The 24,018-nt window shown below is 68.2% G+C and carries 24 protein-coding genes; 8 read left to right on the top strand and 16 right to left on the bottom strand.

The window, feature by feature from the left end; genetic code table 11:
* Nucleotide 1: 1 nt before the first annotated feature.
* Complete coding sequence (locus AC5RUK_RS06150; RefSeq protein WP_493989479.1) at nt 2-1,048, bottom strand: alpha-ketoacid dehydrogenase subunit beta; 1,047 nt, start codon at nt 1,046-1,048, stop codon at nt 2-4.
* 28 nt (nt 1,049-1,076) lie between these two features.
* Entirely contained in the window at nt 1,077-2,237 is a 1,161-nt protein-coding gene (gene pdhA / locus AC5RUK_RS06145; RefSeq protein ID WP_494151654.1) for a pyruvate dehydrogenase (acetyl-transferring) E1 component subunit alpha, read from the bottom strand.
* A gap of 231 nt (nt 2,238-2,468) precedes the next feature.
* Between pdhA and AC5RUK_RS06140 the strand changes: the two genes are divergently transcribed.
* Nucleotides 2,469-2,930: an Lrp/AsnC family transcriptional regulator gene (locus tag AC5RUK_RS06140; RefSeq protein ID WP_493989481.1), complete on the top strand. Its 462-nt coding sequence runs from the start codon at nt 2,469-2,471 to the stop codon at nt 2,928-2,930.
* Nucleotides 2,931-2,988: 58 nt separating this feature from the next.
* Here AC5RUK_RS06140 and AC5RUK_RS06135 read toward each other — a convergent pair whose 3' ends face one another.
* The 8 genes from AC5RUK_RS06135 to paaA all read right to left on the bottom strand — a co-directional run bounded on the left by AC5RUK_RS06135 (nt 2,989) and on the right by paaA (nt 9,520).
* Complete coding sequence (locus AC5RUK_RS06135; protein WP_494151653.1) at nt 2,989-3,624, bottom strand: dihydrofolate reductase family protein; 636 nt, start codon at nt 3,622-3,624, stop codon at nt 2,989-2,991.
* 92 nt (nt 3,625-3,716) lie between these two features.
* The gene (locus tag AC5RUK_RS06130) at nt 3,717-4,673 is read right to left on the bottom strand and encodes a 2-hydroxyacid dehydrogenase (protein WP_494151652.1); all 957 of its coding nucleotides are present in this window, start codon (nt 4,671-4,673) and stop codon (nt 3,717-3,719) included.
* A 98-nt stretch (nt 4,674-4,771) separates the two neighbouring features.
* Nucleotides 4,772-5,539 (bottom strand): enoyl-CoA hydratase/isomerase family protein, encoded by a 768-nt coding sequence (locus AC5RUK_RS06125; RefSeq protein WP_494151916.1) that lies wholly within the window; start codon nt 5,537-5,539, stop codon nt 4,772-4,774.
* A gap of 86 nt (nt 5,540-5,625) precedes the next feature.
* Entirely contained in the window at nt 5,626-6,780 is a 1,155-nt protein-coding gene (gene paaE, locus AC5RUK_RS06120) for a 1,2-phenylacetyl-CoA epoxidase subunit PaaE (RefSeq protein WP_494151651.1), read from the bottom strand.
* Nucleotides 6,781-7,317: a 1,2-phenylacetyl-CoA epoxidase subunit PaaD gene (gene paaD, locus AC5RUK_RS06115; RefSeq protein WP_494151650.1), complete on the bottom strand. Its 537-nt coding sequence runs from the start codon at nt 7,315-7,317 to the stop codon at nt 6,781-6,783. It abuts the gene before it with no gap.
* 32 nt (nt 7,318-7,349) lie between these two features.
* The gene (gene paaC / locus AC5RUK_RS06110; protein WP_494151649.1) at nt 7,350-8,177 is read right to left on the bottom strand and encodes a 1,2-phenylacetyl-CoA epoxidase subunit PaaC; all 828 of its coding nucleotides are present in this window, start codon (nt 8,175-8,177) and stop codon (nt 7,350-7,352) included.
* Complete coding sequence (gene paaB / locus AC5RUK_RS06105; protein WP_493989646.1) at nt 8,174-8,503, bottom strand: 1,2-phenylacetyl-CoA epoxidase subunit PaaB; 330 nt, start codon at nt 8,501-8,503, stop codon at nt 8,174-8,176. Before paaB ends, paaC begins: the two co-directional genes overlap by 4 nt.
* Nucleotides 8,504-8,527: 24 nt before the next feature.
* Entirely contained in the window at nt 8,528-9,520 is a 993-nt protein-coding gene (gene paaA / locus AC5RUK_RS06100; protein WP_494151648.1) for a 1,2-phenylacetyl-CoA epoxidase subunit PaaA, read from the bottom strand.
* A 251-nt stretch (nt 9,521-9,771) separates the two neighbouring features.
* Between paaA and AC5RUK_RS06095 the strand changes: the two genes are divergently transcribed.
* The 6 genes from AC5RUK_RS06095 (at nt 9,772) to AC5RUK_RS06070 (ending at nt 16,230) form a co-directional block, all read left to right on the top strand.
* On the top strand, nt 9,772-11,964 hold the full coding sequence (locus AC5RUK_RS06095; RefSeq protein WP_494151647.1) for a S9 family peptidase: 2,193 nt from the start codon (nt 9,772-9,774) through the stop codon (nt 11,962-11,964).
* Nucleotides 11,965-12,054: 90 nt separating this feature from the next.
* Nucleotides 12,055-12,558 (top strand): hotdog fold thioesterase, encoded by a 504-nt coding sequence (locus tag AC5RUK_RS06090; RefSeq protein ID WP_494151646.1) that lies wholly within the window; start codon nt 12,055-12,057, stop codon nt 12,556-12,558.
* An 80-nt stretch (nt 12,559-12,638) separates the two neighbouring features.
* On the top strand, nt 12,639-13,976 hold the full coding sequence (paaK, locus tag AC5RUK_RS06085; protein ID WP_494151645.1) for a phenylacetate--CoA ligase PaaK: 1,338 nt from the start codon (nt 12,639-12,641) through the stop codon (nt 13,974-13,976).
* 88 nt (nt 13,977-14,064) lie between these two features.
* On the top strand, nt 14,065-14,694 hold the full coding sequence (locus tag AC5RUK_RS06080) for a TetR/AcrR family transcriptional regulator (protein WP_494107560.1): 630 nt from the start codon (nt 14,065-14,067) through the stop codon (nt 14,692-14,694).
* A 124-nt stretch (nt 14,695-14,818) separates the two neighbouring features.
* Complete coding sequence (locus AC5RUK_RS06075; protein WP_494151644.1) at nt 14,819-15,484, top strand: hypothetical protein; 666 nt, start codon at nt 14,819-14,821, stop codon at nt 15,482-15,484.
* A gap of 23 nt (nt 15,485-15,507) precedes the next feature.
* Nucleotides 15,508-16,230: a nicotinamide mononucleotide transporter gene (locus tag AC5RUK_RS06070; RefSeq protein ID WP_494151643.1), complete on the top strand. Its 723-nt coding sequence runs from the start codon at nt 15,508-15,510 to the stop codon at nt 16,228-16,230.
* Here AC5RUK_RS06070 and paaZ read toward each other — a convergent pair.
* The 6 genes from paaZ to AC5RUK_RS06040 all read right to left on the bottom strand — a co-directional run bounded on the left by paaZ (nt 16,211) and on the right by AC5RUK_RS06040 (nt 22,892).
* A complete protein-coding gene (paaZ, locus tag AC5RUK_RS06065) occupies nt 16,211-18,280 on the bottom strand; it encodes a phenylacetic acid degradation bifunctional protein PaaZ (RefSeq protein WP_494151642.1) in 2,070 nt (689 codons plus the stop codon). The genes AC5RUK_RS06070 and paaZ overlap by 20 nt on opposite strands.
* Nucleotides 18,281-18,417: 137 nt before the next feature.
* Nucleotides 18,418-19,158 carry a tyrosine-protein phosphatase gene (locus AC5RUK_RS06060; protein WP_493989495.1) on the bottom strand — a complete coding sequence of 247 codons (741 nt, stop codon included), beginning with the start codon at nt 19,156-19,158 and terminating at the stop codon, nt 18,418-18,420.
* 142 nt (nt 19,159-19,300) lie between these two features.
* On the bottom strand, nt 19,301-20,173 hold the full coding sequence (locus tag AC5RUK_RS06055; RefSeq protein WP_494151641.1) for a 3-hydroxyacyl-CoA dehydrogenase family protein: 873 nt from the start codon (nt 20,171-20,173) through the stop codon (nt 19,301-19,303).
* The gene (locus AC5RUK_RS06050; protein ID WP_494107556.1) at nt 20,170-21,030 is read right to left on the bottom strand and encodes an enoyl-CoA hydratase/isomerase family protein; all 861 of its coding nucleotides are present in this window, start codon (nt 21,028-21,030) and stop codon (nt 20,170-20,172) included. Before AC5RUK_RS06050 ends, AC5RUK_RS06055 begins: the two co-directional genes overlap by 4 nt.
* A complete protein-coding gene (locus AC5RUK_RS06045; RefSeq protein ID WP_493989497.1) occupies nt 21,030-22,241 on the bottom strand; it encodes a thiolase family protein in 1,212 nt (403 codons plus the stop codon). Before AC5RUK_RS06045 ends, AC5RUK_RS06050 begins: the two co-directional genes overlap by 1 nt.
* A 177-nt stretch (nt 22,242-22,418) precedes the next feature.
* On the bottom strand, nt 22,419-22,892 hold the full coding sequence (locus tag AC5RUK_RS06040) for an SRPBCC family protein (protein ID WP_494151640.1): 474 nt from the start codon (nt 22,890-22,892) through the stop codon (nt 22,419-22,421).
* Between the two features lie 206 nt (nt 22,893-23,098).
* On the opposite strand from AC5RUK_RS06040, the gene AC5RUK_RS06035 reads away from it, so the two are divergent.
* Nucleotides 23,099-24,016, top strand: coding sequence for a 1,4-dihydroxy-2-naphthoyl-CoA synthase (locus AC5RUK_RS06035; RefSeq protein WP_493989648.1), 918 nt, complete (start codon nt 23,099-23,101; stop codon nt 24,014-24,016).
* Nucleotides 24,017-24,018 lie beyond the last annotated feature (2 nt).

Below are 24,018 nucleotides of genomic sequence, written 5' to 3'. Positions count from 1 at the left end.
GCTACGCGTCCTCCCACTGAAGTTCATCCACCGCGTCAAGGATGCGGTCCACGCTGGGCAGGTAGTGCCGCTCCAGCTTCGGCGCGGGATACGGAATATCGAAACCGGTCACGCGCCGCACCGGCGCGGCCAGCGAGTGGAAGCAGCGCTCCTGCACCCGCGCCACGATCTCGGAGGCGACGGACGCGAAGCCGGGGGCTTCCGCGACGACCACGGCGCGGCCGGTTTTGCGCACCGACGCCATCACGGTTTCATCGTCGAACGGCACGATCGACCGGATGTCGATCACCTCCAGCGAGCGCCCCTCCTCGGCGGCGGCCGCGGCGGCCTGCATGACGGTGGGGACGGACGGGCCGTACGTGATCAGCGTGGCGTCGGTTCCCTCGCGGGCGACGACGGCGCGGCCGATGCCGGACCCGGCGGTGCCGGCCTGCCCCGCCCCGGATCCCTGCACGATCTCGGGGGCGGCCCACTGCGACTGCAGCGCTTCGAGGTCCAGCTGCTCCTTCGAGAAGTAAAGCTTCTTCGGCTCCAGGAACACCACCGGATCCGGGAAGCGGATGGCCTCGCGGAGCATGGTGTAGGCGTCCTCCACCGTGGCCGGCGCCACCACGGTCAGGCCCGGCGTGTGCGCGTAGTAGGACTCCGAAGAGTCGCAGTGGTGCTCCACTCCCCCGATGCCGCCGGCGTACGGAATCCGGATGACCATCGGCAGCTTGACCCTGCCGCGGGTCCGGTTGGGCATCTTGGCCACGTGCGAGACCACCTGCTCGAACGCCGGGTAGGCGAAGGCATCGAACTGCATCTCCACCACCGGGCGGAGGCCGTTCATCGCCATGCCGATCGCCATGCCCATGATGCCGGATTCGGCCAGCGGGGTGTCGAAGCAGCGTTCCTCGCCGAACCGCTTGGTGAGGCCGTCGGTGATGCGGAAAACGCCGCCCAGCGGGCCCACGTCTTCACCGAAGACGACGACGGAACGGTCGGCTTCCATCTCGTCGGCCAGGGCCGTGTTCAGCGCCTTGGCGAACGTCATTGTTGTGCTCATGGTGTGTCCTTTTAGTCGGCGGCGGCGCTCAGGCCGACTCGCGCGAGAGCTCGTCGCGGAGCATGGCGGCCTGCTCGCGCAGCTGGCTGGTCTTTTCGGTGTAGACGAAGCGGAACAGGTCCTCCGGGTCCACCTCGGTCTCGGCGTTGAGGCCGTCGCGCATCTGCGCGGCCACGGTTTCGGCCCGCCCGGCGATCTCCTCTTCCAGCGCCTCGTCCAGGACGTTCAGCTCCTTGAGGTAGGTCCGCAGGCGCACCAGCGGGTCCTTCGGCGCCCACTCGGCCACTTCATCCTCGGTGCGGTAGCGGGTGGCGTCGTCGGCGTTGGTGTGCGACTGCATCCGGTAGGTGTGCGCCTCCACCAGGGCGGGGCCGCCGCCTTCGCGGGCGCGGGTCACGGCCTTGCCGAGCACGGCCAGCAACGCGGCAGTGTCGTTGCCGTCCACCCGCTCGCCCGGCATGCCGTAGCCGATGGCCTTGTGCGCCAGCGACGGCGCCACCGTTTGCTTGTTCAGCGGGACGGAGATGGCGTACTGGTTGTTCTGCACGAAGAACACGACCGGGAGGTGGAACACGGCGGCGAAGTTCAGTGCCTCGTGGAAGTCACCCTCGCTGGTGGCCCCGTCTCCGCAGAGCGCGACGACGACGGTGTCCTCGCCCTTGAGTTTGGCGGCGTGGGCAACGCCGACGGCGTGCAGCAGCTGGGTGGCCAGCGGTGTGGCCTGGATCGACACCTTGTGCTCGTAGGGGTCGTAGCCGCCGTGCCAGTCGCCCTGCAACAGGGTCAGGGTCTGCACGGGGTCGACGCCCTTGGCGATCACGGCGACCGTGTCGCGGTACGTCGGGAACAGCCAATCGTCCCGGCCCAGGCACAGGGCGGCCGCCACCTGGCAGGCTTCCTGGCCGTGCGATGACGGGTAGACGGCCAGCCTGCCCTGGCGGACCAGGGCGTTGGCCTGGTCGTTGACGCGGCGGCCGACCACCAGTTCGCGGTAGGCGCCCAGCAGGGCTTCGCCGTCGGGCAGCGGGTACTTGTCGTTGTGCACGTGCCGGCCGTCGGGATCCACCAACTGCACGGGCTGCCCGGAGGGCAGCATGTAGGCCTCGGCGGCGACCGGATCATCCATGCCGGCGCGGCCGGACGGGTCGGACATCGATCCCTCGATCGGGTTACCGGTTGAGATGGTCATGGTGTCTCCCTCGAATCCTTGGTCGGCGGCCGGCGGCCGGCGGCGGCGCCGTTGCCCGCCGCCCTGCACAGCGCGGGCGGCTCTGCGTGAAGAAACTGTGTAGCTTTAGTATGGATTCGGCTACTTTTCGTATCCACTTATGCAGGAAAACGTGGAATATCTGCTTTCCTGGTAGTAGTCTTGGAGACGAATTGCTAATGTGAGCTGGATAACCCCGCGAGGTGTAGACAGATGGCCAACGGTGCCGCCGTGAAAGTCCCGCAGCTGGATGAGATCGACCGCCGGATCCTGGCGGAACTGACGCGGGACGGCAGGTTGTCCGTGACTGCCGTCGCCGAAAACGTCCACATCTCCCGGGCACACGCCTACTCGCGCATTGCGCGGCTGACCGAGGCAGGGGTGCTGACCAAGTTCACGGCTTTGGTGGACCCGATTAAGGCGGGGTTGAAGGCCTCCGCCTACGTGACGCTGAAGCTGCGCCAGCACTCCTGGCGCGAGCTGCGCGAGGCCCTGCGCGCCATTCCCGAGGTGCACCACATCGCCCTGGTCGGCGGGAACTTCGATGTCATCCTGCTGGTCCGTGCCGTGGACAACGTGGACCTTCGCCGGGTCATCTTCGACCAGATCCAGTCCATGCCCGGCATCCTCGATACCCAGACCTTCCTGGTGTTCGAGGACCTGGACACCCGCTGACCGGCCGGTAGGCCACGGCAGCCGCGCCCCGCGGCACTGGAGGATCAGGCGCCGGCGCTCAGCCGCCGTCCCCGCTCCCGCGCGCCTCGACCTCGGTCATGTCGCCGGTCTCGACCTCGCCCGCACGCTCATACACCAGTGCGACCGAGCCCTTGTCAAAGGTGCGGGCAGGGCCGGCGAGGCGGAATGACGCCGGAATCGTGCCGGGGCCGAAGAGCCGCTTCCCGCTGCCAAGCGTGAGCGGATACAGCCAGAGGTTGAGGCGGTGGACCACGTCCTCGGTGAACAACGACTGCAACAGGTCGCCGCTGCCGAACACGTGCACCTCGTCGTGCCGTTCGCGAAGGTGCGCGGACGCCATGGCATCGTGCAGCACCGTCGTGCCCGCCCAGGCAGGCTCGGTGAGCGTCGTCGACACGACGTACTTCGGCGCCGCGTTGAACTTCACCGCGATCGGAGAGTCGTCGCCGGCGTCCGGCCAGTAGCCCGCGAAGATGTCGTAGGTCTTCCGCCCGAGCAGCAGCGCGTCGATGCGGTCGATGACGGCCCCGATGGCCTCGCCGGATGCTTCGTCGAAGAACGGCGCCTGCCAGCCGCCGTATGCGAAGCCGTTCTCCGGGTCCTCGTCGGCTCCGCCCGGCGCCTGGTAGACGCCGTCGAGTGTGAGGAACATGTTTGCCACGATGATGCCCATAGGTCATCCCTCCTCCGGCGTCGGCCGGCTGCCCGACGCGCCGCCTTCATCCTGCCCGCGGGGCAGGACGGTTGTCCCGACCTCGCCCCGGGTTATCGGAAGTGGCCCGGCTGCACCAGGTTCTGCGGCGCCTGGCCGGCTGCGACAGCCGCCAGTTGACGCTTCAGGAGCCGGACCATCCGCGGTTCGAACGCCGTGGTGTCGCCGCCCAGGTGCGGGGTGATCAGCGCGTTGCCGGCCCGCCACAGCGGGTGGTCCGGCGGCAGGGGTTCGGGATCGGTGACATCCAACGCGCACCCCAGCCGGCCGGAGACGACCTCCGCGGTCAGGGCATCCGTGTCGACCACCGCCCCGCGCGCGACGTTGACCACCAGCGCACCGTCCGGGAGGGCTGCCAGTACCGCGGCATCGATCAACCCGCGGGTGGCGTCCGTCAGCGGTGTGATGAGGATCAGCACCTCGTGGGACGCGGCCAGCTCCGTCAGCTCGTCCGTGCCGTGGACGTGGCCGTCGCGGTCGTCCCGGGCGCGGGTCCCCACCCGGGTTAGCTGCACTTCGAAGGGCTCCAGGCGGCGCGCGATTTCCCGGCCAATGCCGCCCACGCCGACGAGCAGCACCTTGCGGTCCGCCAGGGACGGCCGGCGCACGTGGCGCCACCGTCCCTCGGGCTGGTCACGCGCGGCGACGTCGATCCCGCGCAAGGAGGCAAGCACGAGCCCGACGGCGAGTTCGGCGGTCGCGGCGGCGTGCACCCCGGCCGCGCTGGCGATGGCGACGTCCGGTCCGACGACGGCGGCGACCCCGTCAACCCCGGTGGTTTGGGTCTGCACCAGCTTCAGGTTCTGCAGCTTCGGCAGGCTGGGCAGCGCGCCGGCCATGTCCGGATACGGCAGCACCACGGCCTCGAGCTGATCCAGCCGGGCGCCCGCGGGGTCGCCGTCGAAATCCCAATAGACGGTGCGGATCCCCGCCGGCAGGGGTTCCAGGGCGGCCATCAGGTCACGGTCGGGGCAGGCCACGGTCGTGATGACAGGCGGGGCGGCATTCATGTGACTCCTGGAGCAGAGGCCGGGAGGCCCGGCAGCGCGAACGGGCTACGCGTGGAAGCCTACCCTCCGGCTGCGCGGCACCGGCCTTGGCCCGCTCGTCAGCCCTTGAAGACCGGCTTGCGCTTCTCCTGGAAGGCCTTGAAGCCTTCGGCGTAGTCGTCGCTCTTGCACAGCCGGCCCTGCGCGGCGTTTTCCTCTTCGGTGGCGAGCCACAGGCCCAGCCGCTGGTCGCGGATGTTCGCCACCAGCTCCTTGGACGCCCGGAATGCGCCGGTGGCGCCCTGGGCCACCTTGCCCACGATGCCGCGGGTGGTCTCCAGCAGGTCCTCCGCCGGCATGGTCCGGCTGAACAGCCCGGCCTTTACCGCTTCCGCGCCGCTCATCAGCTCGGCGGTGTAGATCAGATCCAGCGTGCGGTGCGCGCCGAGCCGCTCGGTGAAAAGCCAGTGCCCGCCCGAATCCAGGGTGGCCCCCAGGTTGGCGAACGGCGAGCCGATCTTGGCGCTGTCGGCCACGTACACCACATCCGTGGCGATCAGCAGGCCGAGCCCGACGCCGAGCGCCGCCCCCTGTGCGGCGGCGAAGGTGGGCGCGGGGAACTCCGCCATCTTGCGCAGGACCGGGGTGACGACGCCGGACAGGTAGCCGTAGGCATCGTCGGTCGCCGGGTCCACGCGGGAGATGTCGCGGCCGGCGCAAAAGCCCCGGCCCTCGCCGCGGAGCAGCAGCGCCCGGACGCCGGCGGCTGCGGCGTCGTCGTACGCCTTGCCCAGATCATTGAGCGCCTGTTCGTCCAGCGCATTCATCTTGCCCGGTGCGTTGAGCACCACTTCGGCGATGTTGTCCTCGATGGACAGCTCAATCATGCTCATGCGTCAATCCTCCTGGTGGGCGCCTGGTTGTCGAAGCGTGGGCGCGAGGGGGGACGGGTGTCGCCCGCCCCTCGGCATGGCTACGCGTCGTAGTCGACGGTGATTTCGTCGCTGGTGGGGTGGGTCTGGCAGGTCAGCACGTAGCCGCGCTCGATCTCCTCCGGTTCCAGCGCGTAGTTCTCCACCATGGTGAACGTGCCGGAGACAACCTTGGCGCGGCAGGTGCCGCAAACGCCGCCGGCGCAGGCGAAGGGAACGTCCGGGCGGACGCGCAGCGCGGCGTTGAGCACCGACTCGCGGGCATGCTTGGGCGAAGCGACCGTGCCGGAGAGCCCGTCCAGCCTGAAGTTGATCTCGAAGTTGTCCGCGCTGGGGTCGAGCTGCACCGGCCGGCCAATGTTGCCCTGCGGTTTGGTCGGCTCGCCGGTGCTGAACAGCTCGAAGCGGATCTTCTCGGCGGGCACGCCGCGTTCGGCCAGGGTGTCGCGGCACAGCTGCACCAGTTCGTAGGGGCCGCAGAGGAACCATTCGTCCACATCGTCGGTGCGGAGCACGTTGTCGAACAGGCTGGTCAGCTTCTCGGCGTCGATCCTGCCGGAGAGCAGCGGCGAAATGCGCTGCTCGCGGGAGAGCACGTGGTGCAGCGCGAAGCGGGTGGGGTATTTGTCCTTCAGGTCGGCCAGTTCCTCCACGAACATCACGTCCATGGCGGCCTTGTTCGCGTAGACCAGGTCGAACCGGACGCTGTCGCTGGCAGCCAGCACGGTCCGCGCGATCGAGATCACCGGAGTGATGCCGGACCCGGCGGCGAACGCCACGAAGGTGGCCCCGGCGCCGGCATCGATCTGTTCCGGGTGGTTGATCTCCGTCATCTGGTGCTTGGAGATGAAGGCGCCGGTGGGGCTCATGACGTCCAAAACGTCCCCGGCCTTGAGGTTGTCGTTGGCCCAGTTCGAGAACAATCCGCCGATGTCGCGCTTGATCGCCACCCGGATTTCGCCCGGCTTCGGCTCGGCGCAGATGGAGTAGCTGCGGCGGATTTCCTGGCCTTCGAGCGTGGTGCGCAGGGCCACGTACTGGCCGGGCACGTAATCGTACTGGCCGTGCAGTTCCTCCGGCACCTCAAAGGTGACCTCGACGGCTTCGTCGGTGAGCTTGCGGACCTCCGCGACGGACAGCGGGTGGAAGGTGGCGCGGCGCTTGACCGCCGGGGCATCCGTGGTGGAAGTAGTCATCTAGAGCACCTTGAAGTAGTCGAAGGGTTCATGGCAGTCGTTGCACTGGTACAGCGCCTTGCACGACGTGGAGCCGTAGCGGGACAGCTCGCGGGTGTTGAGGGAATCGCAGCGCGGGCACTTTACGCTCAGGCCCAGCTTGACCGGTCCGGTGCGGACCGGCGCCATGCCCGACGGCGGGGCGATGCCGTACTCGTTCAGCTTCGCCTTGCCGTCGGCGGTCATCCAGTCCGTGGTCCAGGCCGGGGCGAGCACCAGCTTCACCCGGACGTCGGTGTACCCCTCGGACGCCAGCGCGGCGACAATGTCGTCGCGGATGGCGTCCATCGCCGGGCAGCCGGAGTAGGTCGGGGTGATGGTCACCTCGACCGCCGGCCGCCCGCCGTCGTCCGTTTCATCCAGCACCGACACGGACCGCAGGATGCCCAGGTCCTCGATGCTCAGCACCGGGATCTCCGGGTCACAGACGGTGGCCGCGACATCCCAGACGCGCGCCGCTTCGGTTCCTGCCGGCCGTTGGGCCGTATTGGTGGACATGAATAGCTCCGTTACTCCGAAAGCCGGCCTGGTTACCAGGTGGCGCCGGGATGTTCGCGGGCCAGCACCTGCAGCTCAGCCAGCAGGTAGCCCAGGTGTTCACTGTGTTTGACGCGGGTCTTGTCCGTCATGGCGGGCTGGACGTCCGGGACCTCCAGCGTCGCCTCGGCGAAGACTTCCGCGATGAAGGCGTCGAAGCCTTCGCGCAGTTCCGAGGGCCGCACCGCGATGCCGGGCAGACGGTCGATCAGCTCATCGTCCAGGAACAACTGCTCCACGTACGGCCAGATGGACAGGAAGCCGGCGGCGATGCGCCGGTGCGACTCTTCCGTGCCGTCGCCCAGGCGCAGCGTCCACTGCGCCGCGTGGTCGCGGTGGTAGTCCACTTCCTTCAGCGCCTTGGCCGCGATGGCCGCCAGGGTCTCGTCCTGCGAGTCGACCAGCCGCGAGTACAGTTCGTGCTGGTAGGTGGCGATGACCAGCTGGCGGGCGATGGTCCTGCCGAAGTCGCCGTTGGGCTGTTCGACGAGGTAGCTGGAGCGGAACTCGCTCTCCCCGCGCCAGTAAGCCAGGTCGTCTTCGGACTTGTCCCAGGCGGAGCCGGCGTAGGTCAGGAACGACCGGGCGTGGCCGATCTGGTCCAGCGCGATGTTGGCGAGCGCGACGTCCTCTTCCAGCTCGGGCGCGCGGGAAATCCACCAGCCCAGCCGCTGGGCCAGGATCAACGCGTCGTCGCCCAAACGCAACGCGTACTCGGCGACGTCGTTGCTGGCCCTGGTGCCTTCGGTCACCTGCGCGGCGATGTCCTCCGGGCGCAGGGCGTTGCCGGGCGTGATCCGGGTGGCGCTTTCGCCGCTCACAGGTGCTTCACCCCTTCGCTCTTGGTGTAGTACGTGGCATGGCGGTAATCCTTGCCCTTGGGCGATTCAAAGAATTCGCCCTTCGCGTCGGGGTCGCTGGCCACGATGGCCGATGCCGGCACCACCCAGAGCGAGACACCTTCGTTGCGCCTGGTGTAGAGATCCCGCGCGTTCCGCACGGCCATCTCGGCGTCCGGGGCGTGCAGCGACCCGGCGTGCACGTGGGACAGTCCGCGCGAGGAGCGGACGAACACCTCCCACAGCGGCCAGGGCTGCTTGTCGGACGACGCGCCTTCGGCCGTCGCCGTCTCCACGGGTCGGGCCATTGCGGTCTGGTCTCCAGTTGCCATTCAGGCCACCTGTGCTTTCTGTGCCTTCTTGTCCGCGTAGGCGGCTGCTGCTTCGCGCACCCAGGCGCCGTTCTCGTGTGCCTCGCGGCGGCGCTCCATCCGCTGCGCGTTGCAGGGGCCGCGGCCGGCGAGGACTTCGTAGAATTCGTCCCAGTTAAGTTCGCCGTGCTCCCACATGCCGGTTTCCTCGTTGTAGCGGATCTTGTCATCGGGCAGGGTCAGGCCCAGGACCTTGACCTGTTCCTGGATCATCCCCACGAACCGCGAGCGCAGCTCATCGTTGGTGAACCGCTTGATGTTCCAAGCCATCGACTGCTGGGAGTTCGGCGAGTCGGTGTCCGTGGGGCCGAACATCATCAGTGCCGGGGCGTAGAAGCGGTTGACCGCGTCCTGGGCCATCTGCTTCTGCGCCGGGGTGCCGTTGGCCAGTTCCAGCAGGATCTCGAAGCCCTGCCGCTGGTGGAAGGACTCTTCCTTGCAGATCCGAACCATCGCCCGGCCGTAGGGGCCGTAGGAGGCCCGGCAGAGGGGCACCTGGTTGGCGATCGCGGCGCCGTCGACGAGCCAGCCGATGGCCCCCATGTCTGCCCAGCTGTTGGCCGGGTAGTTGAAGATCGAGGAGTACTTGGCCTTGCCGTCGAGCAACTGCTGGTTGAGGACGTGCCGGGACGTGCCCAGGGTTTCGGTGGCGGAGTAGAGGTACAACCCGTGGCCGGCCTCGTCCTGCACCTTGGCCATCAGGATGGCCTTGCGCTTCAGGCTGGGCGCGCGGGTAATCCAGTTCGCCTCCGGCTGCATGCCGATGATCTCGGAGTGCGCGTGCTGGGACATCTGCCGGACCAGCGTCTTGCGGTACTTCTCCGGCATCCAGTCGGCCGGCTCGATCCGGGAGTCCTCGGCAATGATCTTGTCAAAGTAGGCCTTCCCGGCCTCGTCCTCAGGGGACGGCACGGCGTGCAACTGGGAGTCGCCGGCCTGGGTCTGCGTTGCCACGATGGTCACCTCACTGTACGAAATCCGGCCGCGAAATAATTACCGACCGTTCGTTCAGGATATAGCGCATTTTCCGTGGCCGTCAAGGCCATCGGCTGCCGCCCGGCCCGGCCGGAGACGAACTTCCGGTTCCCGGCGGCAGGCCGGCCCGGCCGTCGGCGGGAGCAGCGGCATCCCACGGGAGAGTTCCACTGCTTCCACCCTCAGCCGAACCCGGCCGGCGGAGGGGACGGGCTCTATATATTGGTGGCATGACGCACTCCCCCGCCGAAACCGCCCACGCCTCCTCCCCCGCAGGACTGCCGGAACCGCCGGCTGTCCGCAAGGTTCCCGTCGAGCGAGCCCACCACGGCGACGTCTTCGTTGACAACTATGAGTGGCTGCGGGACAAGGGGAATCCGGAGGTCGTTGCGCACCTGGAGGCGGAGAACGCCTACACGGCGGCGGTGACCGGGCACCAGCAGCCGTTGCGCGAGGCCATTTTCAACGAAATCAAGAACCGCACCCAGGAAACGGACCTGTCGGTTCCGGTCCGCAAGGACGGCTGGTGGTACTACGGCCGGATGGAAGAGGGCAAGCAGTACGGCATCCAGTGCCGGGTCCGGGCCGCGGACACCGGGGACCGGGCAGCCGACTGGACTCCCCCGCAGGTCGACGCCGGCCGGCCGGTGCCCGGCGAGCAGGTGCTCCTGGACGGCAATGCCGAAGCCGAGGGCAAGCCGTTCTTTTCCCTGGGCGGCTCCGCGGTGACCAAAGACGGAAGCCTCTACGCCTACGCCGCCGACTTCGCCGGCGATGAGCGCTTCACCCTGAGGATCAAGGACCTGGACACCGGCGACCTGTTGGACGACGTGGTGGAGAACGTCTTCTATTCGCTGGCGTTCGATCCCGACGGCAGCCGCGTGTTCTATACCGTGGTCGATGAGTCCTGGCGCCCGTTCCAGATCAAGGCGCACACCATCGGCACCCCGGCGGCCTCCGACGTCGTGATTTACCAGGAAGACGACCCGGCCATGTGGATGGGGTTTGAGCTTTCCTCCGACCGCCGGCACCTGGTTATCGGGATCGGCTGCTCCGAATACTCCGAGACGCGGCTGCTGGACTTCTCCGCCCCCGAAGCCGGGTTGCAGACGCTCATCCCGCGCAGCGAGCGGGTGCTCTACGACGCCGAGCCGTTCCTGCTGGACGGCAACCAAAAGGTGCTGCTGACCCACAACAAGGACGCCGTGAACTCGATGGTCTCGCTGGCCGGCCTCGCGGAGTTCTCCAAGCCCCTGGCCGAGCAGCACTGGGACACCGTGGTGGAGCACGACGACGCGGTGCGGGTCAACGGGGCGGGGGTCACCGCCACGCATGCGGTCCTGTCGATCCGCCAGGACACCATTGAACGCGTGCAGGTGCTGCCCCTGGCCGGTTTGGGGACGGCCGCGCAGGCCGCCCCGGCGGAGCCGGCGTTCGACGAGGAATTGTTCACCGCCGGCGTCGGCGGGTCCGACTACGAGGCGCCGGTGATCCGGCTGGCCTACACCTCGTTCCTGACGCCCCCGCGGATCTACGACTACGAGTTGGCCACCGGCCTGCTGCACCTGCGCAAGGAAACGCCGGTGCTCGGCGGCTACGACGCGGCGGACTACGTGGCCGAGCGGGAATGGGCGACCGCGGCGGACGGCACGAGGATCCCGCTCTCGGTGATCCACAAGGCCTCGGTGCAGCGCGACGGCAGCAATCCCGCGCTGGCCTACGCCTACGGCAGCTACGAGGTCAGCATGGATCCGGCGTTCAGCACGGCGCGACTGTCGCTGCTGGACCGCGGCGTGGTCTACCTGGTGGCCCATGTCCGCGGCGGCGGCGAGATGGGGCGGCACTGGTACGAGGACGGCAAGAAGCTGCGCAAGAAGAACACGTTCACGGACTTTGTCAGCGCCACCGAGTGGCTGGCCGCCTCGGGCTGGGCGGATCCGCAGCGGATCGCGGCCATGGGCGGCTCCGCCGGCGGCCTGCTGATGGGCGCCGTGGCCAATCTGGCGCCGGAGAAGTATGCGGCGATCGTGGCGCAGGTACCCTTCGTCGACGCGCTGACCTCGATCCTGGACCCGGACCTGCCGCTTTCGGCGCTGGAGTGGGAGGAGTGGGGCAACCCGATCACCGACCCCGAGGTCTACGCCTACATGAAGTCGTACAGCCCCTACGAGAATGTCCGGCCGGCCGCCTATCCGAAGATCGCTGCGGTCACCAGCTTCAACGACACGCGGGTGCTGTACGTGGAGCCCGCCAAGTGGGTGGCGGCCCTGCGGGAGGCCACGGCCGGCTCCGCACCGATCGTGCTCAAGACCGAGATGGATGCCGGACACGGCGGCGCATCCGGCCGGTACGAAGCCTGGAAGGACCGGGCCTGGGATTACGCCTTCGCCCTCGACGCAATCGGTGCCACCGAGCTGGCTTAGCCGCTGCTCAACGTTTCCGGCCCGCCTTGACTTGAATCACAAATCAGGATTACCTAATGAACATTCGGTAATGAACAGCAAGGGGCTTCCATGACGGACATCGACGTCGACACTTCCCGGGACACTCCGGCGGAAAGCAACGAGCTGCAGCCGGGCGAACGGCCCGTGCACCCGGCCTTCGTCAACGACCAGGCCGCGCGCTGGATGGGCGTGGACGTCGTGAAGGCGGAGTTTGGTGACGTCGTCATCGAGATGCGGCTGCGCGAGGAGATGCTCAACGGCTTCGGCATGGCGCAGGGCGGCATGGTGTTCGCGTTCGCCGACGTGGCTTTCGCCTTGGCCTGCAACGACCCCGACGGCGACGGCAGCACCATCACGGTGGCCTCCGGCGTCGACGTCAATTTCCTGAATCCGGGGCTCGTCGGCCGGCTGCTGACCGCCACCGCCCGGCTGGTCAACCAGACCGGCCGCAGCGGCCTGTACGACATCACCGTCACCCAGGAGAAGCCGAACGGCGGGGCCGACGTCCTGCTCGAATTCCGCGGCCGTTCCCGCACCGTCCCCAATCCCGCCCGCAACCGGCAAAAGCCCTGACCGCGCCGCACCTTTCGGACAGCGACGCCCCCCAGCCTTCACCGACAGCACAGCCCGACCCGCATCAAAGGACCGTTCCCATGACGACCACCACCGGTACGAAAGCCCGCAAGACCACTCCCGCCGCCGAGGACACCCTCGACCCCGAGGAGCTGATGAGCCGGGACGAACTGGAGGCCCTCCAGCTGAAGCGCCTGCAGCACACGGTTGCCTACGCGTATGAGCGCGTGCCGATGTACAAAAAGAAGTTCGACGACGCCGGCGTGCGCCCCGAGGACCTCAAGGAACTGTCCGACCTGGCCAAGTTCCCCTACACGGACAAGGAAGACCTGCGCCAGTCGTACCCCTTCGGCATGTTCGCCGTGCCGCAGGAAGAAGTGGCCCGGATCCATGCGTCCTCGGGCACGACCGGCCGGGCCACCGTGGTCGGCTACACCCGTCGCGACATCCAGAACTGGGAGACGCTGTTCGCCCGTTCCATCCGCGCTTCGGGCGTGAAGAAGGGCATGAAGGTCCACAATGCCTACGGCTACGGCCTGTTCACCGGCGGCCTGGGTGCGCATTACGGTGCGGAGAAGCTCGGCTGCACGGTGATCCCGATGTCCGGCGGGCAGACCGAGAAACAGATCCAGCTGATCCAGGACTTCGAACCGGATGCCATCCTCTGCACGCCCACCTACCTGCTGACCATCGTGGACGCGATGGAGCACGCCGGCGTCGATCCGTCCAAGACGTCGCTGAAGGTCGCGGTGCTGGGCGCCGAGCCGTGGACCGATGAGATGCGCCACGAGCTGGAGGGCAAGCTGGACATCGACGCGTGCGACATCTACGGCCTCTCCGAGGTCATGGGCCCGGGTGTCGCCGGCGAGTGCGTGGACTTCAAGGACGGCTCCACCATCTGGGAGGACCACTTCCGGCCGGAAGTCATCGATCCGCTCACCGACCGGGTGCTGGACGACGGCGAGGCCGGCGAACTGGTGTTCACCTCGCTGACCAAGGAAGCCATGCCGGTGATCCGCTACCGCACGCACGACCTCACCCGGCTGCTGCCCGGCACCGGGCGGCCGAACATGCGCCGCATCGGCCGGATCACCGGGCGTTCGGACGACATGATCATCCTGCGCGGCGTGAACCTCTTCCCCACCCAGATCGAGGAAATCGCCCTGCGCATCCCCGGACTGAGCCCGCACTTCCAGCTGGAAATCAGCCGGCCCCACCGGATGGACGAGCTGACCGTCAAGATCGAACGCCGCGAAGACTGCACGCCCGCCAAGGCGACCGAAGCGGCCCGGGAGCTGCAGCGCCAGATCAAGATCCACGTCGGCTCCAGCTGCAAGATCGTGGTCGCCGACCCCGGCACCCTCGCGCGCTCCAGCGGCAAGCTGCGCCGGGTCTACGACCTGCGCGACAACGCCTGACGGATGTGGGGACGGCGGGCGGATGCAGGCGTTGAGCACGCACCGCCCGCCGCATAACTGACCTAACGGTCGTGGGAGAATAGGACAAATGGCGAAGACAAGGACGCAGGAGACGGCCCGCCGCGGCCGCCCCGGCTACGACCAGCAGTCGGTGCTGAACGTCGCCGTCGCCGTGTTCAACAAGCACGGTTACGAGGCCACCTCCATGGGCATCCTCGCCGAAAACCTGGGCATCTCCAAGAGCGCCATCTACCACCACGTTCCGTCCAAGGGCGACCTGCTGCGCCTGGCCCTGGAAGAAGCCCTTGGCAGCCTCGAGGCCGTGCTCGAAAACCCGTCGGCTTCCACCGGCCGGGCGGATGCACGGCTGGAGTTCGTGCTCCGCGGCACCGTCCAGGTCTTGTGCGACAAACTGCCGTACGTCACCCTGCTGCTGCGCCTGCGCGGCAACACCGAGATCGAACGCGACGCGCTGGACCGCCGGCGCGCGTTCGACCACAAGGTAGCGGACCTGGTGGACGCCGCCCGTGCCGAGGGCTCCCTGCGCGGGGACATCGACCCGAGGACCACGGCGCGACTGCTGTTCGGCACGATCAACTCCATCGTCGAGTGGTACAAGCCGGGCGGATCGCTGTCCCCGCAGAAGCTCGCCGACGACCTGATCGTCATGATGTTCGACGGCCTCCACTTGCCTGCCGCGGCCCGCGTCCTCGCCTGATTCACGGCGGTACCGCCAACCCGCACCCACCGCGGATCCGGGGCCGCCCGACGGCGCTGAAGTACTTACTGAATTCACGGTCCTCCCCTGCTAGGCTGACCTCACCATTCGATGTTATGGGGACGTGATCGATATGGATGGGGAGTTCTGGTGGGTCTCGGCGCTGAGCATGGCGCTCACGATCGCCGCCATTGTTCTATTCGCCTACCGTGTGCCGTTGGCCTGGTTGCTGCCGGTGGCCGCAACCGCCGTGCTGCTGGCCACCGGGATCCCCTACGGCCGGTTGAACACGAGCACCGTGTTTGTGCTGGCCGCGGCCCTCTATGGCCTGTGGAAGTGGACCCAGTACCGGCGGGAAGGCGTCCGTGTCCCGCTCCGCTCGGCCCACGGCCGTGAGTGGGGAATCGGCGCGGGGCTGTTGTTGCTGTTGTTCCTGCTCAATGGGTTCGCCGGCGTCACCCCGGTTGCCGAGATCGGACCCCTGTACCTGTTCAACGCCCTGCTGGCCGCACTTCCGGCCGTCATGTACCTGGGCTTCGCCCACGGCATCCTGCAGTCGTGGTGGTTGGGCGTTGCGCTCTCGCTGTCCACCATGTTCCTCTCCGCCATCCAGGACGCTCCGGTCTGGGTCTCCCTGTATGGCGCGATCGCGGCGGGCCTCCAAATCTTCGGTTACCTGGGGTGGCAGGCGGCCTTGCGGCGGCCGGTGCGGAGCAAACACCGGCTGGCGTCGGTGCGGCCGGGACGTCCGGCCGCTCCCGGTCCCGGCGCAGCGGGACGGGCCGTGTAACCAGCACGACGGAGGTCGGCGGCATGGACTGGATCATGGCCTTGAAGGTCCTGGACGGTCCTGCCGGCGCGCTGGTTTCCGTGGGCTACCTGCAGGCATCGGTGGGCCTGCTGACCGTCTTCCTGTTCGGGCTCCACTCCCGCTGGGCGTGGCCTGTGCTGCTGGTCCAGGAGGCCTTGGTCTTCCTGCTGCTCCTCACGCCGGCTTTCGACGGCGGCGGCGCGTTCTTCGTCGATGCCTCGATAGGCGTGGCGCTGCTGCTGCCCTGCTACGGCGCGTGGCGCTGGCGGGCCGCGGCCTCGCCCCTTGCACCGGCCGGCCCGGCGGTGTGGGTGCACCGGGCCACGGGCCGAAACTGGGCGGTGGCCGTGCTGGTCCTCATCGCCGCCACGGTGGTTTTCATGGCCAGCGACATCCAGGCGGGCTTTCCGCTGGAGGGCGGCCTGCTGACCGTCCTCCTGCTCCAGGCGTTCTACGCCGCGGTGATGACGGTGGTGTATCTGGGTTTGGCGCACCGGATTTATGAGGCTTGGTGGCTGTGGCTGGCCTTTGCCGTGGTGCAGCTGGCCACCTCACTGGTATTTCCCAGTCAGCCGACGCCCCAACTGCTGTACGGCGCCACCGTGCTGCTGGTGCTGTTCGCCTTCTGGCGCTGGCACACGGTGGTGTTCCTGCCGGTCCCCGGGGCACGGGCCGCCGGGGACACGGCAGGAGGAGGAGCTCCGGCTACTTCTCCACCAGTGTGAGCACGTCGTAGGTCGCGACGATCTCGTCGTTCTGGTTGGTCAGCACCGCGTCCCAGGCGACCTCGCCGTACCCGTCGGTCTCGCGCGGCGTGATGCGCTTGGCGGTGAGGGTCACCCGGATGGAGTCGCCGGCAGCCACCGGAGTGATGAAGCGCAGGTTCTCCAGGCCGTAGTTCGCCAGTACCGGTCCCGGTGCCGGCTCCACGAACAGCCCTGCACCCCAGGCGAGCAGCAGGTAGCCGTGCGCCACGATGCCGGGGAAGAACGGGTTGGCGGCGGCGGCCTCCTGGTTGGTGTGGGCGTAGAAGGTGTCACCGGTTTCGTTGGCGAACGCCGTGATGTCCTCCAGCGTGACCTGGCGCAGTTCCGAGCGCACGGCGTCGCCGACCCGCAGCGTGGCCAGGTTCTTGCGGAACGGGTGGACGTCGTCGAAATGCTGGTCGGCGCCGGTATGCCACACGCCGGTCACGGCCGTGAGCATGTTCGGCGAACCCTGGATGGCGGTGCGCTGCATGTGGTGCAGGACGGAGCGGATCCCGCCCAGCTCCTCGCCGCCGCCGGCGCGGCCCGGTCCGCCGTGGACCAGGTGCGGCACCGGGGAGCCGTGGCCGGTGGAGGTCTTGGCGTCTTCGCGGTTGAGCACCAGCACCCGGCCGTGGTGGGCGGCGATCCCGGTCACCAGCACGCGGGCGGCGTCGGGGTCGTTGGTGGCGACCGTGGCTACCAGCGAACCCGCGCCCATGGCGGCCAGCCGCACGGCGTCGTCCAGATCCTCGTAGCCGATCACGGAGGAGACCGGGCCGAAGGCTTCCAGCGAATGCACGGCATCGGCTTCGGCGTCTGCCCAGGTCAGCAGCACCGGCGACATGAAGGCGCCCTCGGAGTCGCCCACGGTTCCATCGGCGCGGGTGACCTGCGGCGAATCGAGCGTGCCGTAGGCAAGCTCGCCGCCGGCGTCGACCATGGCCTGGACGGCGGCGCGGACGTCCTCAAGCTGCTCCACCGAGGCCAGCGCACCCATGGTGACGCCCTCGGCCCGCGGATCGCCGACGACAACGCGCTGCTCGATCCGGGCGCGCACGGCGTCGGCGACGTCCTGCATGCGGTCCCTGGGGACAATGGCGCGCCGGATCGAGGTGCACTTCTGGCCCGCCTTGGCCGTCATTTCGGTGACCAGCGACTTGATGTACGCGTCGAACTCCGGGGTGCCCGGCACCGCGTCGGGCCCGAGGATCGCGGCGTTGAGCGAATCCGCCTCGGCGGTGAACCGGATGCCGCCCCGGGCCACGTTCGGGTGGGACTTCAGCAGGTTGGCGGTTGAGGCGGAGCCGGTGAAGGCGACGGCGTCGCGGTAGTCCAGATGGTCCAGCAGGTCACGGGCGGAACCGGAGACCAGCTGCAGCGAACCGGCCGGCAGGATGTTGGATTCGATGATCAGCTTCACCGCGGCGGCGGCGACGTAGCCCGTGGGGGTGGCGGGCTTGACGATGGTCGGCACGCCGGCGATGAAGGCCGGAGCGAACTTCTCCAGCATGCCCCACACCGGGAAGTTGAAGGCGTTGATCTGCACGGCCACGCCCGGGATCCGGGTGTAGATGTGCTGGCCCATGAAGGAGCCGTCCTTGGAGAGCACCTCCGCGGGCCCGTCGACGACCACCTGGGAGTTCGGCAGTTCGCGCCGGCCCTTGGAGCCGAAGGTGAACAGCACGCCGATGCCGCCGTCAATATCGATCATGTTGTCGATCTTGGTGGCGCCGGTGCGGTGCGAGAGTTCGTACAGCCCCTCGCGCCGGGCGTTCAGGTACTGGGCCAGCTCTTTGAGCTTGAGCGCGCGCTGGTGGAAGGTCAGTCGGCCCAGCGAGGCCTGGCCGACGGTGCGGCCGTGCTCGACGGCTGCGGCGAGGTCCAGTCCGTCGGTACTGACCCGCGCGAGCACGGCGCCGGTGCTGGCATCGCGGACCTCGGTGCCGGAGACATCGCCCTCGGGCGTCCACCAGGCATCCTGGATGTAGCTGGGAACAATTTCGACATCAACGGCGGTAGAGGTCATCGTTGACAGCCCTTTCTTTGCCCGGCCCAGTGCTGGCGCAGATGGGGCGGGACATAAAATACTGAACGGTCGGTCGGTAACGTATCTAGCCTACATGACAGCTTCGCGCGGCACAGCCCCCTTTTCGGCCCACGCATTCATGCGAGCCGGCGACGGAGCGCCTCGATGTCGGCGCGAGTCACGCCGTGGCGCAGCAGGAACGGCTCCACCTCCAGCTGGGCCAACACGTGCAGCAGGGACCCGCGCATGTCCGCCACCCGCGCCTCCAGTTCCTCGCCGCCGACGTACCGCTCCACCGGATGCGGATAGGGGCTGATCCGGTGCCAGTCGTTGATGCCGCGGATGCCCAGTTCGTGTGCGTCCGCGATCCGCTCGGCCGGGACCCCGGCGAGCTGCAGCAGCATCATGGAGACCATGCCCGTGCGGTCCCGCCCGGCGGAGCAATGGACGACGACGGCGCCCTCCGCATGCGCCAGGGTGCGGAATACCTCGGCGATCAGGTGCGGGAAGACCCGCACGTTGTCCAGGTAGTAACGCGGGTGGTTCATGTATGGAGCGCTGTTGGCGAACCGTGCATGCCCGGGCTCTTCGGTCGGCCGGTTGAGCACCATAAACTTCTCCAGCGCCCCGGCCGGCACCACGGGATCGGTCGGGCGGCGCGAGCGCTCGCCCGGGTTCCGCAGATCCACGATGGTGCGCACGCCGTCGTCGTACGCCTGCTGCCAGCCCGCGGCAGTCAGCCATTCGGCGCGGCCCATCCGGAAGATGTCCCCCGCCACCCGGCGGGCGTTGACCGCGCCTTCCCAGGCGACGGCGCCGGCATCGGCCCCTGCGGGCGCCGGCACACCCGCGGCATCGCGGGACTGTTCGGACGACATTCCAGCAGCCTACCGCCGCCGGGCGCCGGAGTGACATGCTGCTGCCCCTGACAGCTGCAGCCCGGCACGTGGCCGGGCTGCAGCTGTCAGGGTCCATGTTTAGACGGGGCCTGTCCCACGGACGGGCCGACCGCCGCGGCGGCTAGTCCTCCCAGTCGAAGAAACCCTTGCCGGACTTGCGGCCGAGTTCGCCGCGGGCCACCTTGTCGCGAAGGATCTGCGGCGGGGCAAATCGATCCCCGATTGTGGAGTGGAGGTACTCGGCAATGCCGAGGCGGACATCCAGCCCCACGATGTCGGTGGTCTTGAGCGGGCCGACCGGGTGCTTATAGCCCAGCACCATCGCGGCGTCGATGTCCGCCGCGGATGCCACGCCCTCTTCCACCATGCGCATGGCTTCCAGCGCGATGGCCACCCCCAGCCGCGAGGAGGCGAACCCCGGCGCGTCGTTGACGACGACGGCGGTCTTCCCCAGCGCCTCGACCCAGCTTCTGGAGGCGGCGGCGAGCTCTTCCGACGTCTTCGGGGCCAGTACCACTTCGACCAGCTGCGACGCCGGAACCGGGTTGAAAAAGTGCAGGCCGCAGAAGCTCGCCGGGCGCTGCAACTGGTCGGCCAGCTTGGTGATGGACAGCGAGGACGTGTTCGTCGCCAGCCATGCCGTCGGGGACAGCTGGGCCTCGACGGCCTTCAGCGCGGTGGCCTTCAGCTCGAAGTCCTCCGGCACCGCTTCCACGACCAGCCCGCACGCGGCGAACGAACCGTAGTCGACGGAGACCGACAGCCGGGACTTGAGCGCATCCAGGGGCTCAGTGGTCGTGCCCCGCTCCACGCTCTTGGCCAGCGCCGCGGTCACGCGCCCGCGGGCCGCCTCGGCGGCGGCCTCGTCGCGCTCCACCACGACGACGTCGGCTCCGGCCGTCAGGAACGCGTGGGCGATGCCCGCGCCCATGCGCCCGCCACCGAGGACACCCACGTTGTTGGGAATGGTCTGCACGGAATTTATCTCGCTCACTTCGATCCTTCCTGCTCTACGGCCGGGCTTCGGACGGCGTCCCCGCCCGGTGCGGCGGCCGCCGGCATTGCGGTACTGCGGGCTGCGCTCTTGGCTGCGCTTTTGTCCAGGAATGACTGCATCCGGTCGAACTTCGCCTGCGACTCGAACAGGATGCCCTGGGCGATGGTATCGATCATCGGGTGCGCCTCGCGCGGGGTATGGAACACCGACTTGGTGATGCGCACGGCCAGCGGATCCTGCTTGCCGATCCGGTCGGCCAGCGCATGCGCGGCGTCGATGAGCCCGGCCGGCTCGTGGATTTCGGTGACGAGGCGGGCCGCCAGCGCTTCTTCTGCGTCCAGGATGCGGCCGGCCAACAGGATTTCCTTGGCCAGCGGCTCTCCCACCAGTTCCTTCAGGCGCCAGGTGGCGCCCGCCGCAGCCATGATTCCCAGGCCGACCTCGGGCTGCCCGATCTTCACCGAAGGCGTGGCGATGCGGAAGTCGGCCGCGTAGGCCAGCTCCGCTCCCCCGCCCAGTGCGAAGCCATCGAGGGCCGCGATGACCGGCATGGGCAGCTGTGCGATGCGGTGGAATACCGTGGAATTGATCCCGGCCAGCGCATCGTCGCGGCGGCGCTCGCGCAGCTGGGAGATGTCCGCCCCGGAGGCGAAAATCCCCTTGCCGTTGACTTCGGTGCCGGACAGGATCAAGATCCGCGGTGCGCGTTCCAGGACGGCGCACACGGCATGCAGTTCGTCGACCATGGCCTGGTCGATGGCGTTGCGGACTTCGGGACGGTTCAACGCCAGGTGGACGCGGTCCTCCCGCTCGTCCAGCCGCAGCGTGCTGAAGGAGTAGTCGTCGAAGAGCATCAGACCCGCTCAACGATCATGGAGGTGCCCTGGCCGACGCCCACGCACATGGTGGCCAGGCCGCGCTGCGCGCCTTCGCGCTCCATCCGGCCCAGGAGGGTCACCACCAGGCGGGATCCGCTGGAACCGAGCGGGTGTCCCAAGGCGATGGCACCGCCGTCGTTGTTCACGATTGACTGGTCCAGCTTCAGGTCGCGCAGCACCGCGAGCGACTGGGTGGCGAAGGCTTCGTTGAGTTCAACGGCGCCCAGGTCGTCGACGCTCCAGCCGGCGCGGTCCAGCACCTTTTGGGTGGCCGGCACCGGTCCGATGCCCATGATCTCCGGTGCGACGCCGGCCGATGCGCCGTCGACAATGCGGGCGCGCGGGGTGAGGCCGAACTTGTTGATGGCGGCCTCGGAGGCGATGACGATGGCCGAGGCCCCGTCGTTGAGTGAACTGGAGTTGCCCGCGGTGACCACGCCGTCGGGCTTGATGATGGAGCGGAGTCCGGCCAGGACCTCGAGGGTGGTGCCGGGGCGGGGTCCCTCGTCGGTGTCGACGACGGTGTCGCCCTTCCGCCCCTTGATCGTCACCGGTACGATTTCGTCCTTGAGCCGGCCGGCCTCGATGGCCGCGATGGCGCGCTCGTGGGACTGCACGGCGAACGCGTCGGCGTCCTCGCGGGAAATGCCGTAGACATCGGCGACTTCCTCGGCGGTCTCCGGCATGGAGTAGGTCATCTTGCCGCCGCGGCTGAGGTCGCCCTTGGCGAAACGCTGGTTGACGAACCGCCAGCCGATGGAGGTGTCGAAGATTTCGCCCGGCTTGGCGAAGGCCTTTGCCGGTTTTTCCTGCACCCACGGCGCGCGGCTCATGGATTCCACGCCGCCCGCGATGACGATGTCCGCTGCGCCCGCCTTGATCATGTGCGACGCCTGGATGATGGCGCTCAGGCCGGAGGCACACAGCCGGTTAACGGTGATGCCGGGGACGTGGTCGCCATAGCCGGCCAGCAGCCAAGCCATGCGGGCCACGTTGCGGTTTTCCTCGCCCGCTCCGTTGGCGTTGCCGAGGATGACCTCCTCGACGGCATCCGGATCGATGCCTGCCCGGACCACGGCTTCCTTGACGACCAGCGCCGCCAGGTCGTCGGGACGGACTGCCGACAGTGCCCCTCCGTAGCGGCCAACCGGGGTCCGCGCCCCGCCAATCAGGAATGCCTCAGCCATAGAAATAATCCCTCGCGCTTGATCGTTCAACGATGACGATGAGCGGTCGCTTCGGCTGCCGCAGACGACTGAAATTACCGACCGACCGTTCTATAAAGAATCCCACGCGGCCGGGGGCTGGTCAACTGCCATGACGTGTACGTTCACCGGCAGTGCCTCCGACGGAACCCGGCCGGCTCAACGGGCGGTTTCGTCCCGGCCCTCGGCCTTGGCGGCAATCTCTTCCAGGTCTTTGACCATCTGCTTGCGCGCCATGCGCAGTCCCAGCTTTCCGAAGAGCGCCATCATCAGCTTGGAGAGCTTTCCCGGATTCTCCAGCTCGGCACCGAAGAACATGGCCAGCCGGGTGCCGCCGTCCGCCGGCGCGAGCGTAAACCTCGTGGTGTAGTCGGCGCCGTTCGATGATGCCTTGACCGTCGTCGACGCCGGCGCATTGACCTCCGCCACCCACATCTCCTCGGTGCCTTCCTTGCCCATCATCTTGCGGGTTTCGCGCCAACGGAAGCCCTCGGCGTAGTCGCCGGGCGTCAGGATCTCAACGCGTGTGACGGAGCTCAGCGTCCGCGCGGACCCGGGGATGTCCGTGATCACGCGCCATACGGCGTCGACCGGTGCGTTGACGTGCCGGACTATTTCAAAGTGATGGCCCACAGTCGCTCTTTCGGAAGGAGTCGGTAGTCTCGAACAGCTTAGTAGAGGGGGTGCTCCCGGCCCAGCCCGCGGGACGGCAACGATAAACTCGAAGGGTGACTTCCGAGAGCCCCGCCCCAGCCAGTACCGCCAAAACCACTGCCGGCAGCACCGGCGCCCCGGCGCAGCCTGCCTTGCCGGAGAAGGTTTCCGACCTCTTCGACCCGATGCGTTGGCGCGTGGTGGAAGGCTTCGACTTCCAGGACATGACCTACCACCGCCAGGTGGAGCGCGACCTAAGCGGCAAGGTGGTCCGCGACCTGCCGGCGGTGCGCATCGCCTTCAACCGGCCGGACGTGCGCAATGCCTTCCGCCCGGGCACCGTGGACGAGCTTTACCGCGCCATGGACCACGCCAGGATGACGCCGGACGTGGCCACCGTGCTCCTGACCGGCAACGGCCCCTCGCCCAAGGACGGCGGCCACTCGTTCTGCTCCGGCGGCGACCAGCGCATCCGCGGCCGCGACGGCTACCGGTATCCGGTGGAGAACGCGGCCGGCGAGTCGGCGGAATTCATCGACCCGGCCCGCGCCGGCCGGCTGCACATTTTGGAAGTCCAGCGGTTGATGCGCACCATGCCCAAGGTGGTCATCGCCGTCGTCAATGGCTGGGCCGCGGGCGGCGGACACTCCCTGCACGTGGTGTCCGACCTGACCATCGCCTCCCGGCAGCACGGCAAGTTCAAGCAGACCGATGCCACCGTCGGCAGCTTCGACGCCGGCTACGGCTCGGCGCTGCTGGCCCGACAGATCGGCCAGAAGGCCGCCCGCGAGATCTTCTTCCTGGCGCGCGAGTACTCCGCCGAGGACATGGTCCGGATGGGCGCCGTCAACGAGGCCGTGGACCACGAGCGGCTCGAGGAGGTGGCGCTGGAATACGCGGCGGACATCGCCCGGCAGTCCCCGCAGGCCATCCGGATGTTGAAGTTCGCGTTCAACCTGGCCGACGACGGCCTGGCCGGCCAGCAGGTCTTCGCCGGCGAAGCCACCCGCCTGGCATACATGACGGACGAGGCGGTCGAAGGCAAGGAAGCTTTCCTGGCCAAGCGCGACCCGGACTGGTCGTCTTTCCCCTACTACTTCTAGGG

This window comes from Arthrobacter sp. Y3223065 (assembly GCF_059090885.1).
The sequence above is the reverse complement of the archived record's forward strand: the minus strand, read 5'-3'. Positions and strand labels throughout refer to the sequence as shown.